General features: G+C 65.6%; 14 protein-coding genes. 8 read left to right on the top strand and 6 right to left on the bottom strand.

Going from position 1 to position 14,347, the window contains the following annotated elements; translation table 11 throughout:
- Positions 1-116: 116 nt before the first annotated feature.
- The 5 genes from ilvD to FJT57_RS06995 form a co-directional block, all read right to left on the bottom strand.
- Positions 117-1,874 carry a dihydroxy-acid dehydratase gene (ilvD, locus tag FJT57_RS07015; protein ID WP_144903470.1) on the bottom strand — a complete coding sequence of 586 codons (1,758 nt, stop codon included), beginning with the start codon at positions 1,872-1,874 and terminating at the stop codon, positions 117-119.
- A 332-nt stretch (positions 1,875-2,206) separates the two neighbouring features.
- Positions 2,207-2,824 (bottom strand): MogA/MoaB family molybdenum cofactor biosynthesis protein, encoded by a 618-nt coding sequence (locus tag FJT57_RS07010; RefSeq protein WP_144903467.1) that lies wholly within the window; start codon positions 2,822-2,824, stop codon positions 2,207-2,209.
- A 135-nt stretch (positions 2,825-2,959) separates the two neighbouring features.
- Complete coding sequence (locus tag FJT57_RS07005) at positions 2,960-3,136, bottom strand: 50S ribosomal protein L37e (RefSeq protein ID WP_144903464.1); 177 nt, start codon at positions 3,134-3,136, stop codon at positions 2,960-2,962.
- The gene (locus FJT57_RS07000; RefSeq protein ID WP_144903461.1) at positions 3,133-3,363 is read right to left on the bottom strand and encodes an LSM domain-containing protein; all 231 of its coding nucleotides are present in this window, start codon (positions 3,361-3,363) and stop codon (positions 3,133-3,135) included. Before FJT57_RS07000 ends, FJT57_RS07005 begins: the two co-directional genes overlap by 4 nt.
- A 224-nt stretch (positions 3,364-3,587) precedes the next feature.
- The gene (locus FJT57_RS06995) at positions 3,588-4,724 is read right to left on the bottom strand and encodes a sensor histidine kinase (protein ID WP_144903458.1); all 1,137 of its coding nucleotides are present in this window, start codon (positions 4,722-4,724) and stop codon (positions 3,588-3,590) included.
- Between the two features lie 542 nt (positions 4,725-5,266).
- Here FJT57_RS06995 and FJT57_RS06990 point away from each other — a divergent pair.
- Positions 5,267-6,625, top strand: a complete 1,359-nt coding sequence (locus FJT57_RS06990; protein WP_144903455.1) for a ribonuclease J — start codon at positions 5,267-5,269, stop codon at positions 6,623-6,625.
- 1 nt (position 6,626) lies between these two features.
- Entirely contained in the window at positions 6,627-7,673 is a 1,047-nt protein-coding gene (idsA3, locus tag FJT57_RS06985) for a geranylfarnesyl diphosphate synthase (RefSeq protein ID WP_144903452.1), read from the top strand.
- Between the two features lie 97 nt (positions 7,674-7,770).
- On the opposite strand, the gene FJT57_RS06980 is transcribed toward idsA3, so the two are convergent.
- Positions 7,771-8,454: a haloacid dehalogenase type II gene (locus FJT57_RS06980; protein WP_144903449.1), complete on the bottom strand. Its 684-nt coding sequence runs from the start codon at positions 8,452-8,454 to the stop codon at positions 7,771-7,773.
- Positions 8,455-8,555: 101 nt separating this feature from the next.
- Between FJT57_RS06980 and FJT57_RS06975 the strand changes: the two genes are divergently transcribed.
- The 6 genes from FJT57_RS06975 to hisD all read left to right on the top strand — a co-directional run bounded on the left by FJT57_RS06975 (position 8,556) and on the right by hisD (position 14,344).
- The gene (locus FJT57_RS06975) at positions 8,556-9,002 is read left to right on the top strand and encodes a hypothetical protein (RefSeq protein ID WP_144903445.1); all 447 of its coding nucleotides are present in this window, start codon (positions 8,556-8,558) and stop codon (positions 9,000-9,002) included.
- Positions 9,003-9,162: 160 nt separating this feature from the next.
- On the top strand, positions 9,163-10,914 hold the full coding sequence (locus FJT57_RS06970; protein ID WP_144903442.1) for a glutamate--tRNA ligase: 1,752 nt from the start codon (positions 9,163-9,165) through the stop codon (positions 10,912-10,914).
- A gap of 8 nt (positions 10,915-10,922) precedes the next feature.
- Complete coding sequence (locus FJT57_RS06965) at positions 10,923-11,591, top strand: cyclase family protein (protein ID WP_275264650.1); 669 nt, start codon at positions 10,923-10,925, stop codon at positions 11,589-11,591.
- 164 nt (positions 11,592-11,755) lie between these two features.
- Positions 11,756-12,166: a hypothetical protein gene (locus FJT57_RS06960; protein ID WP_144903439.1), complete on the top strand. Its 411-nt coding sequence runs from the start codon at positions 11,756-11,758 to the stop codon at positions 12,164-12,166.
- A 143-nt stretch (positions 12,167-12,309) separates the two neighbouring features.
- The gene (locus FJT57_RS06955; RefSeq protein WP_144903436.1) at positions 12,310-12,861 is read left to right on the top strand and encodes a hypothetical protein; all 552 of its coding nucleotides are present in this window, start codon (positions 12,310-12,312) and stop codon (positions 12,859-12,861) included.
- Positions 12,862-12,991: 130 nt separating this feature from the next.
- Positions 12,992-14,344 carry a histidinol dehydrogenase gene (gene hisD, locus FJT57_RS06950; protein WP_144903434.1) on the top strand — a complete coding sequence of 451 codons (1,353 nt, stop codon included), beginning with the start codon at positions 12,992-12,994 and terminating at the stop codon, positions 14,342-14,344.
- Positions 14,345-14,347: the final 3 nt, after the last annotated feature.

Raw genomic sequence — 14,347 nt, 5'->3', positions numbered from 1 at the left:
TGCTAAAATTTGACATACCTGCTGCGGACCTCACCATCGTTGCGGACGTCGAAAGGGGATGCCAACAATTGCGACCAGCCCGGAATCGGGCTCAGAAAATCGACGAGCGAAACCAACTATTCCCGCTTCGCGCCGGGGTTCGTCACCGCGCCGTTCGCGGCCGATCCGAAGTCGTTTCCGTACTTCGCGAGCACGCCGGAGGTGTAGGCCGGTTCGCGCGGCTCCCACTCCTCGCGGCGGATTTCGAGTTCGGATTCCGAAAGGTCGACTGAAAGCTCCCGTTCCGGGATGTCGACGGTGACCTCGTCGCCGTCTTCGATGAGTCCGATCGTCCCGCCGACGGCGGCCTCGGGCGCGACGTGACCGACCATCGGGCCGCGGGTCGCCCCGGAGAACCGACCGTCCGTCATGAGCGCGACGTCGTCCTCGTGGCCCTGGCCGACGACGGCGGCCGTGACGCCGAGCATCTCGCGCATCCCGGGACCGCCCTGCGGCCCTTCGTTTCGAATGACGATGACGTCGCCCGATTCGAGGTTCCCCTCTTGGACGTAGCGCATCGCCTCCTCTTCGCCCTCGAAGACGCGCGCCGGGCCGCTGTGGTGGAACGCGTCGTCGCCGGTCACCTTCAGCACCGCGCCGTCGGGAGCGAGGTTGCCGGTGAGGACCTTGATTGCGCCCTCCTCCTGGTAGGGGTCGTCGACGGTGTAGATGAATTCGTCCGAGATCTCGTAGTCGTCCGGGAGATCCAACTGTTCGAGCTCTTCGGCGATCGTCCGTCCGGTGACGGTCATCGCGTCGCCGTGGAACAGCCCGGCGTCGAAAAGGCGTCGAATGACGATCGGCACGCCGCCCTCCTCGTGGAGGTCGTTCATCGTCTTTGTTCCTCCTGGCTGGAGGTTTGCGATCTTCGGCGTCTTTCGAGAGATCTCGTCGAACTCCTCGATCGAGAGGTCGATGTCCGCCTCCGCGGCGAGCGCGAGCAGGTGGAGCACGGCGTTGGTCGAGCCACCGATCGCGACCTGCAGGGCGATCGCGTTCTCGAAGGACTCCTTCGAGAGGATATCGGAGGGGCGGAGGTCGTTTTCGACCGCCTGAAGGACGGCCTCGCCGGAGCGCCGCGCGACGTCGTAGCGCTCGGGCGACTCGGCGGGCGCGTCGGCGGTGCCGAGCGGAGCCATCCCGAGCGCCTCGGAGATGGAGGCCATCGTGTTCGCCGTGAACATCCCGCCGCAGGAGCCCGCGCCGGGGCAGGCGTGGCGTTCGAGATCGTCGAGTTCGTCCGCGTCCATCTCGCCCTGCGCGTAGGTTCCGACGCCCTCGAAGACGTTCTGGACGGTCACGTCGCGGCCCTCGTGCTGACCGGGCATAATCGAGCCACCGTAGAGGAAGACCGACGGGAGATCCGTTCGGATCGAGGCCATCATCATCCCCGGGAGGTTCTTGTCGCAGCCCGCGACGGTGACGAGGGCGTCCATCCGCTCGCCGAAGGCGACGAGTTCGACGGAGTCGGCGATGACCTCTCTGGAGATCAGCGACGCCTTCATCCCCTCGGTACCCATCGAGATCGCGTCGGATATCGTGATCGTCCCGAACTCGATCGGCATCCCGTCAGCGTCTTCGATTCCCTCGATGGCGGCGTCGGCGACGTCGTCGAGGTGGACGTTACACGGCGTGATGTCGGCGGCGGGGTTGGCGACGCCGACCATCGGCGAGCCGAGGTCCTCGTCGTCGAATCCCATCGCGCGGAACATCGCGCGGTGCGGCGCTTTATCGGGGCCTTCGGTAACGTCCGTACTGGGGAGATCGGGGTCCTTTCCGGTGGAGAACGGCTCCCGGTCTCCGTCCTCGCGTTCGCGTGGTTCCTGTTGGCTCATATCTGAGACGTAGTCGCAGCGGCATTAAAAGGCCACGCATGGCCGCACCGCGATCAGTTACGTATACGTATAGTCACACCGCAATCCGCACACGAGCGTCGGGGATTACGGTTCTCGCGCGCGACGAGGACGTTGCCCCGAAAAGGGCCCAGCGAGCGTTTATATACGAGAACGCGGCCAGCGTGGGTGTGCTCTGAGCGTCACCCCGCGTCGGGCCGCGGTTGTTTCGGCACGTCGGCGCGGGAGGGAGTCGTCGCGATCAACGGGGTCTGTCGCGACCGGGTGCCGACTGTTCGCCATTCGATACCGTCGGACGCAAGCCTGTGAGTTCCTCACTCCTCGGGGCGCGTCGCCAGTCCCGCCAGGTGCGGCGCTTCGGGAACGATGATCTCCTCGCTGCCGAGTCGGGCGGCGTTCTCGCTGCCGGGGAGACAGAACACAGGGACGCCTTGCACGACGCCCGCGGTCGCTCGTGTTCCGACCACGCGGGTCCCGATCTCGTCCTCGGAGTACCGTCTGAACAGCTCGCCGAAGCCCGGAAGCGTCTTCTCGAAGAGGTCGTAGACGGCCTCGACGGTCACGTCGTCCGGCGTGACCCCTGTGCCGCCGGTCGTCACGACTACCTCGACGTCGTCGCGGTCGACGACGGCGTTGACCTTCGATTGGAGCGTGTCGAAGTCGTCGGGAACGATCTCTCTGACGGTGATATTATGGCCTGCGGATTCGAAGGCCGACGCGATGACGTCGCCCGCGGGGTCCTCATCGAGCGACCGCGACGTCGAGACGGTGAACACGGCGACGCCGAGCGATCCGACGTCGTGTGCGTGGTGGTCCCCGTGCTCGTGTGTGTGGTGGTCCTCGTGGTCGTGCGCGTGCTTGTTGTCGTGGTCGTGAGTATGGCCGTGATCGTGGTCGTCGTGATGACCGTGTGTCTCGTGTTCGTCGCTCATATTGGATCCGTGCGGTTCCGTCGCCAAAGGTCCACCTCCTCGGCCTTCGTGTGGTGTTCTCTCCCACGATGGGACCAGAGGGCGTGAAATCGCGAGGAGATCGAACAGAAAACAGATCCGTCGGTCCGAAGCCGCTCAGTTATCGCCAGCTTTCGACTGCCACTCGTAGCCCCGGCGCTTCGCCGACTTGCCGAAGCCGCACGAGGAGCACTTTTTCTTTTTCACGTGGTAGGATTTCTCACCGCAGCGGCGGCACTTGACGTGCGTCGTTTTGTTCTTCTTTCCTTGACTTGGGGTTCCTGCGCCCGTCATGTTTGTATCGTGACGACGTTGTCGCCGCGTATAATCGTTGTGTCTTCGACTGCCGTGGCGTCGAGGTCTCCCACGGCGTCCTCGGCGTCAGCCGACGGTTCGAGCACCGCGTTCATATGTTGGTCGTACCCGGCGAGCGTGCCGTAGTACGCGGTTCCGTCCTTCAACGTGACCGTGACGACGTCTTCGAGTGCGGCTTCGAGAACGTCGAGGGGTCGTCCGCTCATACCCCAAGCGCCTCCCGTTTCGGTATTAAATGTGCCGAACCGCCACGCGGCCTCGAAGGATCGGATGCGGTCACCACCGTGAGCGAATTCTCTCCGAGCGGTGCCGCTCTCCTGTCCTGTCGGGACTGGACGGATGAGCTGTACAGAGAGCAGGTGAACGGGCACGTAGAGGAGCGGACGGGCAGTTAAATGACCCACGTCCCCGGCCGAGTCTCCCCCCGGAATCACGCGTGGTCGGCGAGCGGGACGTGCATCGAGACGACGGTGCCGCCTCCGTTCCGCTCTCGCGCGATGATCTCACCGCCGAGCCGTCGAACGACGAATTGGACCAGCCAGAGACCGAGGCCGCTGCCGTGTTGAAGGGGCGTCTCGCCGTCGACGTCGAGCGCGGTCAGTTCCTGTGAGGGGATTCCTGGACCGTTGTCCACCACGTGTATCGTGATCCACTCGGGTGCGTCGCTCTGTTCGACGGTGATTCGAACGGTGGGGTCGTCGCTTGAGGTGGGCTCGTCGTTGTGTTTGATACCGTTCTCGCAGAGTTCGACGAGCGCGACGTGGAGGCGCTCGGAGACGCGTTTCGAGGCCGCCACGCCGCACTCGATTTCGATGCACGCCTCGGTCAATTCTCGTTCGACCGTTCGGCGGGCAGAGGTGACGACCTCTTCGACCCTCGCGGTCTCCGTGGAGACCTCGTCGAACAATCGCTCGATGTCGCGGACCGTTTCGGCCAGCCCCAGCCAGCGGTCCGCGACTCGGTCGAATACGGCCGCGGAGTCGACGACCTCGTCGTCGTCGTGGCTCGAGAGGATTTTCGCGTGGCCTCGGAGCAAGTTCAGATCGTTTCGGACGTTGTGTCTCATCAGTCGATTCAGGACTTCCGCCTGCTCTTCCCTGCGCTTCTGCCGAGTTACATCGACGTGAAAAATAACGAATCCCTCCGCTGCGTCGGCGCGTGGGATCACCTCAGCGATGGTCTGGATCAGGCGGCCGTCGGCCCTGACGAGGGTGTAAACGGGTTCCTCGTCGTCGGTGTCGGTTCCACGTCTCGTCCGATCCGGTGAGACCGTCTCTACCGAGCGTGTCGAATCCGACGAACGGCACCTGAACCGGCTGCGGTCGCGCGATCCGATGGGGTCAGTTCCCTCGGAGGTATCGAGCGCGTCTGCGTCCACGTCTCGAAGCGCGTTCCCGGCGTCTGGTTTCACTCGAGAACCGGACTCCGCGCCGTGCGTTCCGTCGGGCGTCACCGATGGCGGCATCGCTCCCGACGCGTACAACTCGGCCAACGGCCGCCCGGAAAGCTCGGCTCGCGTGCGTCCGAGTCGTCGGGCGAACCGGTCGTTACAGTCTTCGAGAACCAAAGCTCCACTGTCATCGGTCGTCGTCAGGGCGGTCAGAACTGGCAGACGCTCAAAGAAGTCGACATCGGAGATCCCGCAGATAGCAGGTGGTTCGTCCCCAGTCACGGCTTACCGCAACGGCTGACGTCTTTGATAGTCAACGTTTCCCCGAAACTATCGAATCCGATAATCTGACTCCTCCATTGGGGGGACTATGTGAAAGACGGTGTGAATCATTGGCGGGCTATGGAATCCTGAACCAGTCGGATATTGCCCTTCCTCCACCCGAATCGACGCTCGCCACTAACCCGGATAGTTTTTAGTCCCTGGCCGAGAATCGACCAGTACCAGAACTCCCGCGGGCAAGTGCCTGGATGCGATCGAGGCACGCGGGACCGACGACCGACGCGCTGTAAGACGCCGGGGCCGATCGGTCCCGAGACGCGTCGCTCCACGACGGGGCGGCAACTACGCCACAACGGGACGTTTGAGTGAGCACCCTCGCCACGTCATAAGGGCCGACAATCGCCCTTCGCAGTGGCTTTCGATGCTCGGATTCAACTATGGAAATCGAAATCGCGACAATTGGCGGATACGAAGAGGTCGGTCGACAGATGACGGCCGTTCGCGCGGGCGACGACGTCGTCATCTTCGACATGGGTCTGAACCTCAGTCAGGTCCTCATCCACGACAACGTGGAGACCGAAAAGATGCACAGCCTCGACTTGATCGATATGGGCGCCATCCCGGATGACCGGGTGATGTCCGATCTCGAGGGCGACGTGAAGGCCATCGTGCCGACGCACGGCCACCTCGACCACATCGGTGCGATCCCGAAACTCGCGCACCGATACGACGCGCCGATCGTGGCGGCTCCGTTCACGATCGAACTCGCGAAACAGCAGGTCGAAGACGAAACGAAGTTCAGCGGGAGCTTCGACAACGACTTCATCAAGATGGAGGGCGGCGAGACGATGTCGATCGGCGACTCCGGCAACGTCGAAATGGAGTTCGTCCACGTCACTCACTCGATCATCGACGCGGTCAACCCGGTCCTGCACACGCCCGAGGGCGCGATCGTCTACGGCCTCGACAAGCGGATGGACCACTCGCCCGTCCTCGAGGACCCGATCGATATGGAGCGGTTCCGCGAGATCGGCCGCGAGGGCAACGGCGTCCTCTGTTACATCGAGGACTGTACGAACGCGGGCCGGAAGGGCCGCACGCCCTCGGAGTCGCACGCGCGTAACCACCTCGAAGACACGATCCGATCGATCGAAGATTACGACGGCGGGATCGTCGCCACGACGTTCTCCTCGCACGTCTCGCGCGTTTCCTCGATCGTCGAGTTCGCGAAAGACATCGGCAGACAGCCCGTCCTGCTCGGTCGCTCGATGGAGAAGTACTCCGGCACCGCCGAGCGACTCGGCTTCGTCGACTTCCCCGACGACGTCGGGATGTACGGCCACCGCAAGTCCGTCGACCGGACGTTCAAGCGGATTATGAAGGAAGGAAAGGAGAACTTCCTGCCCGTCGTCACGGGTCACCAGGGCGAGCCGCGGGCGATGCTCACCCGGATGGGCCGCGGCGAGACGCCGTACGAAATCGAGGACGGCGACAAGGTCATCTTCAGTGCGCGGGTCATCCCGGAGCCGACGAACGAGGGCCAGCGCTACCAGTCCGAGCGCCTGCTCCGGATGCAGGGCGCGCGGATCTACGACGAGATCCACGTCTCCGGGCACCTGCGCGAGGAAGGCCACTACCAGATGCTCGACGCGCTTCAGCCCCAGCACGTCATCCCCGCCCACCAAGACCTCAAGGGGATGGCTCCGTACGTCGACCTCGCGGAGTCGCAGGGGTACCAGATGGGCCGAGACCTGCACGCCACGCGGAACGGGAACATGATCCAGCTGGTGGAGTGAAATGAGTTCGGACGCGGCGGAAAAGCGGGTACTCGACGCGGTCCGACAGCGACGCGAACTCGTCAACGAGGCGCTCGACGACGACGTCCCGATGAAGTCCCCCGAGCGCCTCTACGAGGCGACGCGCTACCTGCTGAAGGCGGGCGGCAAGCGGCTTCGGCCGACTGTCGCCCTGCTGACTGCGGAGGCGCTCGCGGACGTCGAGCCGCTCTCCGAGAACTACCGCTCGTTCCCGGCGCTCGACGGCACCGAAATCGACGTGATGTCGGCCGCGACGAGCATCGAGGTCATCCAGTCGTTCACGCTGATCCACGACGACATTATGGACGACGACGATCTCCGGCGCGGCGTCCCCGCAGTGCACAAAGAGTACGACACCGAGACGGCGATCCTCGCGGGCGACACGCTCTACGCGAAGGCGTTCGAGTTGCTCTCGGAGTCCGGCGCGGACCCCGCGAACGGACTCGAAGCCGTCCGACGGCTCGCGACCACCTGCATTCAGATCTGTGAGGGGCAGGCGCTCGACGTCGAGTTCGAGCGCCGAACCCGGGTGCTCCCCGAGGAGTACCTCGAAATGGTCGAGCTGAAAACCGCGGTCCTGTACGGCGCGGCGACCGCGACGGCGGCCGTCCTGATGGACGCCGACGGCGAAACCGTCGATGCGCTCTACCGCTACGGAATCGATTCCGGGCGCGCGTTCCAGATCCAGGACGACGTCCTCGATCTGACCGTTCCGTCCGAGAAGCTCGGCAAACAGCGCGGCTCCGATCTCGTCGAGAACAAGGAGACGCTCATCACCCTGCACGCGCGCCAGCAGGGCGTCGACGTCGACTCCCTCGTCGGGACCGACGACGTCGACTCGGTCTCGGAGGCCGAGATCGACGCCGCGGTAGAGGAGCTGCGGGTCGCCGGGTCGATCGAGTACGCCGAGGCGAAGGCCGAAGAGCTCACCGAGAACGCGAAAGATCACCTCTCGGTGCTCCCGGACAACGAGGCCCGCGACCTGCTGTGCGACCTCGCGGACTACCTCATCACTCGCGGGTACTGACCCCGGCCGTTTCTTCGGGTTCAGACACCTGGATGCGTCTTCAGACTCAGACGACCGGACGTGTTCCGTTGTCAGACGCTCAGACGGGTCTCCGTTGTCAGACGTCGAGCGCGTCCGCTAGCTCGAAGAGCGTCTCGACGGTCAGGTCCGGCCGCCCATCGAACGGCTCCCACGGCGTCCCTTTTCGATCGACCCAGACGCCCTGCATTCCGGCGTGCTTCGCGCCCATCACGTCGAACCACCCGGCGGTCACGTGCGCGATTTCGTCGATCGGCGTTCCCGTGCGGGCCGCGGCGTGACGGTAGATCGCCGCGTTCGGTTTGAACGTCCGGACCTCGTCGGCGCTGACCGTGTCCGCGAGGAGATCACCGATGTCTGCGTGGTCGACCATCGACGCCAACATCTCGGGGTTGCCGTTGGAAACGACATAACAGTCGTAGCCACCCTCGCGGAGGCGCTCGATCCCGTCGCGCACGTCGTCGAACACGTCGAGTTCGTGATAGACCGAGAGGATCTCGTCGCGCTCTGTCGTCGAGAGGTCGACGTCGTGCGCGTCGAGCGCGTACTGCAGCGCGTCGCGGTTCATCTCGTAGAACGGCTGGTAGGCGTCGATCTCGTTGGCGACGAACGTGTATTCGATCGAGCGCGCCCGCCAGAGCTTCGAGATCGGTTCCGGCTCGGCGACGCGATCGGCGAGGGCAGACTCGGCGGCGTCGACGTCGACGATGGTGCTGTAGGAGTCGAACGTCACCGTCCGCACGCGGTCCGGATCGAAGGTCATCACCGTGACGTTCAACCGCCGCTGACAAAACAGTGCGGTGGGTGGGCGGTCGGTCGCCCCTTCTGCCGGACCTTCTTGGTCGTCGCCGGTGAAGGCGCGGTATGGTCTCGAACACTCGCCTGTACGGGGCGTCGATCGCGTTCGCCTCGGGCACGTACTCGCTGTGGAGCGCGTCGACGGCGACTCGAATGGGCGCCAGCGGATGGGTGATGGCCCTTCTCGGCGTCGTCGTACTCGTCCACGGCGTCGTCTTACTCACGGACTACGCGGATCGATTGGGCGGTGCGAGCGGACCGCTGATGATCGGGTACGCCGCCGTGATGCTCCTCAACCAGGCCCTGCTCGGAACCGGAATGATGCCCGGGTCGGGGACGGGGTCGGGAATGACCGGTGGAATGTCGGCGGGCGACGGGATGATGGGCGGGAGCGCGATGACCGCCGGGATGGGCTGGGATGCCGGGATGGCGTTCCTCGCGCTACTGATGCTCGCGAGCGGCGTCATTATGACGCGGAGCCACGGATCCGACGCGTCCGCGGGCGGGATGTAGCGATTCGGAACGGATCGGCCACCTCTCGTTGAAATACGTCTGCTCCACGGCGGGAGCGCGTCGATCTGTTACCGCAGAAGCGCGTCGGTCCTCCGCCTCGGGAGCGCCGTCAGCACCCAATCCGGGCCTGTTTTTACCGGGGAGGACGCACGAACGCCTAATGGACGACGATCTACGCGAACGCGTCGAGCGCGAGGCCGAAAAGCACGCGCTCTTGAACGCGGTGAAGTACGAGAGCGACGCCGACGTCGGGGCCGTGATGGGGCCGCTGATGGGCGAGAACCCCGATTTCCGCCCGCACGGAGACGAAATTCCGGGCGTCGTCGGGGGCGTCGTCGCCCGCGTCAACGGCCTTTCCACCGCCGAAAAGCGCGAGCGACTGGAGGACCTCGCGCCCGAGGAACTCGCAGAGATCGAAGCCGAGGACGAGGGCGACGACCACGACCTCCCGGACCTCCCGAACGTCGACGAGTACGACGAGATTCGGATGCGTGCCGCGCCCAACCCCAACGGTCCGTGGCACATCGGCCACGCGCGGATGCCCGCGGTCATCGGGACGTACAAGGAGCGCTACGACGGCTCGTTTATCGTCCGCTTCGACGACACCGACCCCGAGACGAAGCGCCCGGACCTCGACGCGTACGACGCCATTCTGGACGATATCGCGTATCTCGGCTTCGATCCCGACGACGTCATCATCGCCTCTGACAGAGTGGAGACGTACTACGAGCACGCCCGCGAACTGATCGACGCGGGCGGCGCGTACACGTGTTCCTGTTCGGGCGAGACGTTCTCTGAACTGAAGAACGGCGGCGAGGCCTGCCCGCACCGCGAGAAGGACGCGGAGACGACCCACGAGGAGTTCCGCGCGATGATCGACGGCGAGTACGAGTCCGGAGAGATGGTCCTCCGCGTGCGTACGGACATCGAACATAAGAACCCCGCACTCCGCGACTGGGTCGCCTTCCGGATGATCGACACGCCGCACCCGCGCGAGGAGGCTTCCGACTACCGCTGCTGGCCGATGCTCGACTTCCAGTCCGGCGTCGACGACCACCTCACGGGCGTCACGCACATCATCCGCGGCATCGACCTCCAGGACTCGGCGAAGCGCCAGCAGTTCGTCTACGACTACTTCGACTGGGAGTACCCCGAAGTCGTCCACTGGGGGCACGTTCAGATCGACGCCTACGACGTGAAGCTCTCGACGTCGACGCTGAAAGAGCAGATCGACGCGGGCGAACTCGACGGCTGGGACGACCCGCGCGCCCCGACGCTTCAGAGCCTCCGTCGGCGTGGCATCCGCGGCGAGGCGGTCGTCGACGCGCTGATCGCGCTCGGCACGTCGACCTCGAACGTCGACCTCTCGATGAGTTCGATCTATGCGGCGAACAGAGAGCTCGTTGACGACGATGCCGAGCGCTACTTCCTCGTCCGCGACGGCGAGCGCTTCGTCGTCGAGGGCGATCCAGACGCCGGGCACCCGCCGCTGCACCCCGACCACGCCGAGCGCGGTGAACGAACGATTCCCGCGACGGCGGGTGTCCTCCTCGAACCCGACGACGTCCCCGCCGCAGGCGAGCGCGTCTGGCTGAAAGGATTCGCGTGCGTCCGCCGCGAGGGCGACGGAAGCGCCGACGATGGGGACGCCGCGTCCGACAAACGGCTCGTTGTCACCGACGACGACATCGACGCGGTGCGCGACGGCGACGTCGACGTCGTCCACTGGGCGCCCGCCGCGGGCGGTATCGACGTTCGTATGCGGACGCCCGAGGGTGACGTCGACGGCGTCGCCGAACCAGACTTCGCGGAGACGGACGTCGACGACGTGATCCAGTTCGAACGGATCGGGTTCGTCCGGGTCGACGAGCACGGCTCCGACGAGTCGGTCGTCTACTGGACGCACCCCTAGGGACGTCCGTGACCGATCAGACGCCGGGGGCAGGCAGCGATCGATTCGTCGATCTCACGCGACCGATCGAGTCGGGGATGCCGGTCTATCCCGGTGATCCACCGGTAATCGTCGAACCGCACGCGACCCACGGGGACGACGGCTACCGCGTGTCCCGACTCGGACTCGGATCGCACACCGGCACGCACGTCGACGCCCCGGCGCACGTCGATCCCGCGGGAGCGACGCTCGACTCGTTCGGGCCGGGTGACCTGCGGTTCACCGCGCGCGTCGTCGACTGCCGCGACGTGGGTGCCGGAGAAGCGATCGCCCCGTCGGTTGTGGACGGATTACGCGGTACGGGGTCGAGAACCGATCTCGACGCGCTCGTCTTCCGCACCGGTTGGGCAGACGAGTGGGGAACCGACCGAATGCTCGAACACCCGTTTCTCGCGGCCGAAACGGCGCGCCTGTGTGCCGACGCGGGCGTCGCGGTCGCGACCGACGCGCTCAGCCCCGATCCCTCGGACCGCGAGACGGATCACCCCGCACACCGCGCGCTCCTCGGCGCGGGACTGCCGATCGTCGAGAACGTCTGCAATCTGGACGCGCTTCCGGACGGTTCGTTCGAGTTACTCGCGTTCCCGCTCCGGATCGACGCCGATGGCGCGCCCGCGCGCGTCGTCGCGCGAGTCTGAGCGACAGTTGGCGGCGCTGGAAGCCTTGCCGTCAATTGCACCCACTCAAATCCGATTCAACCCCGGCTAATTCGGATTAACTGCCGCGAAACCCGGGCGGAAACCGATTTAGCGACTCGACGGTTTAGGTCCCCTCGAGCTAACGATCCGGGTGCAGATCACCAATGAACCGAACGAAGCTACTCGCCGTTGCGCTCGCAGCGCTCCTCGTTGCGACGGGCTCGGCGGCCGCGATTCCGGGGAGCACAGCCACGGCAGACAACGGCGGCGCGGCGACCGCCGCGAACGCGTCCGACGGCGCGGCGAACGCGTCGGATACGTCCGAGGAGACGGCTAACGAATCACCGGCTGCCGACAACGCGGGATCCGGCGCCGCGGGGCAGGCTGGACCCCCTGAGGACCTCCCGAGTGCCGTCCCCGACTTCGTCTCGGATATCCACGGCCTCATCAACGGATTCATCGACGGATCGATCGATTCGCTCGGCCCGTCCGTGAGCGACGCGGCCGGTAACGGTGAGGACGTCGGTGACAGCGATGACGAAAGCGAGACTGACGACGAATCTACTGACGCCTGAGAACCGATACCGACGAGAATAGCTGGCTCCCAAACGGGATGAACCCCCGCTGACACCGGTATCCCTTTCGGGGTGCCACCCACATAGCCCACGTAACTGATTGCCACCCTCCCAATGGGCACCCATTTCAGACACACACACATATGAACGGAACACCGATCGTTGTCATCGCGTTGCTCGTCGCCGTCGGAGCGGGAGTCGTCATTGTCGGCGACGACGTCCTCCCCGGAAGCTCCGGCGACGACACAGAGCCGTTCCCGACGGCGTCGACGCCGCAGGATACGGCCGAAAGCGACAGCGGATCGAACGGAGCGAGCGACGGCTCCGACGCGGACGCCGCGGTGACGTCGACCCCGCCGTTCGGCTTCGTGATCGAGAACGTCGAAGAGTGCGGGACGACCTGCCGAGAGGTCACCACGACACTGACGAACAACCAGGACACGACCGCAGAGGACACCACGGTCTACAGTCGTATCTTCGCCGGGCAGGGCACCGACGGCGATGAGGTCTGGCGCGGTGAAGAGCCGGTCGGAACCCTCGAATCGGGCGAATCCTACACGGCGACCCGCGAGGTCGATTTGTCGTTCAGCGAGGCGATGAAAGTCCGTAATGAGGACGGGTGGATCACCATCCAGACGACCGTCCAAACGGCCGACCGGACGGTCACGTTCACCGAGCAGCGACAGGTGCTGTAACCGTCGGCCCTCTCGCGACTTCCACTTTTGGAACGTCTTTACTCGCATCGCGACGAACGTCCGGAACGTCCTTCCTCGCCAGTATCGAACATCCGGAACGTCCTTACCCGCCCGCGCCGAATCGCGGGGTATGACGCTGCAAGTTCGGGCCATCTCGGAACTCTCGCCCGACGAACGAGCGGCCTTCTTCGATCGCGATGCTGGCGTGGCCGACGTGCGCGGCGACGTCCGGGAGATCCTCGATCGCGTGCGAACCGAGGGAGACGTCGCCATCCGCGAGTTCTGTCGGGAGTTCGACGGCGTCGAGGTCGGCAATCTCGACGTGAGCGACGCCGCCGAACGCGCCTACGAGGATATCGACGACGACCTGCGCGAGGCGATCGAGACGGCCGCGGAGAACGTCAGGCGGTTCCACGAGAGACAGGTCCCCGCAGACTGGCGAGAGGCGTTCGATGCGGGAGGCAGAGAGTCCGGCCGCAGGGAACTCGGCCGCCGCTTCCGACCGCTGGAGCGCGTCGGCGTCTACGCCCCCGGCGGCACCGCCGCCTACCCTTCCAGCGTGCTGATGGGCGTCGTCCCCGCGAAAGTCGCGGGCGTCGAGCACGTCGCGCTCGCGACGCCCCCCGCCAAGGATATCAACCCCGTCACGCTCGCGGCCGCCCACGTCGCGGGCGCGGACGCAGTTTACAGTGTCGGCGGCGCGCAGGCGATCGGCGCGCTGGCGTACGGGACCGAAACCGTGACCTCGGTACAGAAGGTCGTCGGCCCCGGGAACAAGTGGGTCACCGCGGCGAAGGCCGAGGTGCGCGGCGACGTCGACATCGACTTCCTCGCTGGACCCTCCGAGATCCTCGTCCTCGCCGACGGGTCCGCCGATCCGGGGTTCATCGCCGCGGATCTCCTCGCGCAGGCCGAGCACGACCCGAACGCGTCGGTCGTCACCGTGACCGACGACGAGGCGCTCGCCGCGGACGTCGTCGAGGCCGTCGAGACACAGGCGGGCGAGCGCGAGCGAACCGACGTGATCCGCGACGCACTCGAGAACGACGCCTCGGGCGTCCTGCACGCGCGGTCGATGTCCGAGGCCGTGCTGTTCGCCGAGGAGTACGCCGCCGAGCACCTCTCGATCCAGGCCGACGACGACGAGGCGCTCTTAGACCGGATCTCGAACGCGGGGAGCGTCTTCTTGGGCCCGTACACGCCCGTCGCCGCTGGCGACTACGCCTCCGGGACGAATCACGTCCTTCCCACCTCCGGCGGCGCGAAGCGCTACGGCGGGCTCTCGGTTGATACCTTCCTCCGCTCGACGACCGTACAGCGTCTCGACCGTGCGGGGCTCGACGCCCTCTCGGAGACGATAACGACGCTCGCGGAGGCCGAGGGCCTGGAGGCCCACGCAGAGAGCGTCCGGGCGCGGTTCGGCTCGGTGGACGGGGCAGCCACGTCGGCGGCGGACACCGAGTCGGAATCGGGCGACGAGTGACGC

The sequence above is a fragment of the Halobellus captivus genome (assembly GCF_007655485.1).
GTDB lineage: Archaea > Halobacteriota > Halobacteria > Halobacteriales > Haloferacaceae > Haloquadratum > Haloquadratum captivum.
The sequence above is the reverse complement of the archived record's forward strand: the minus strand, read 5'-3'. Positions and strand labels throughout refer to the sequence as shown.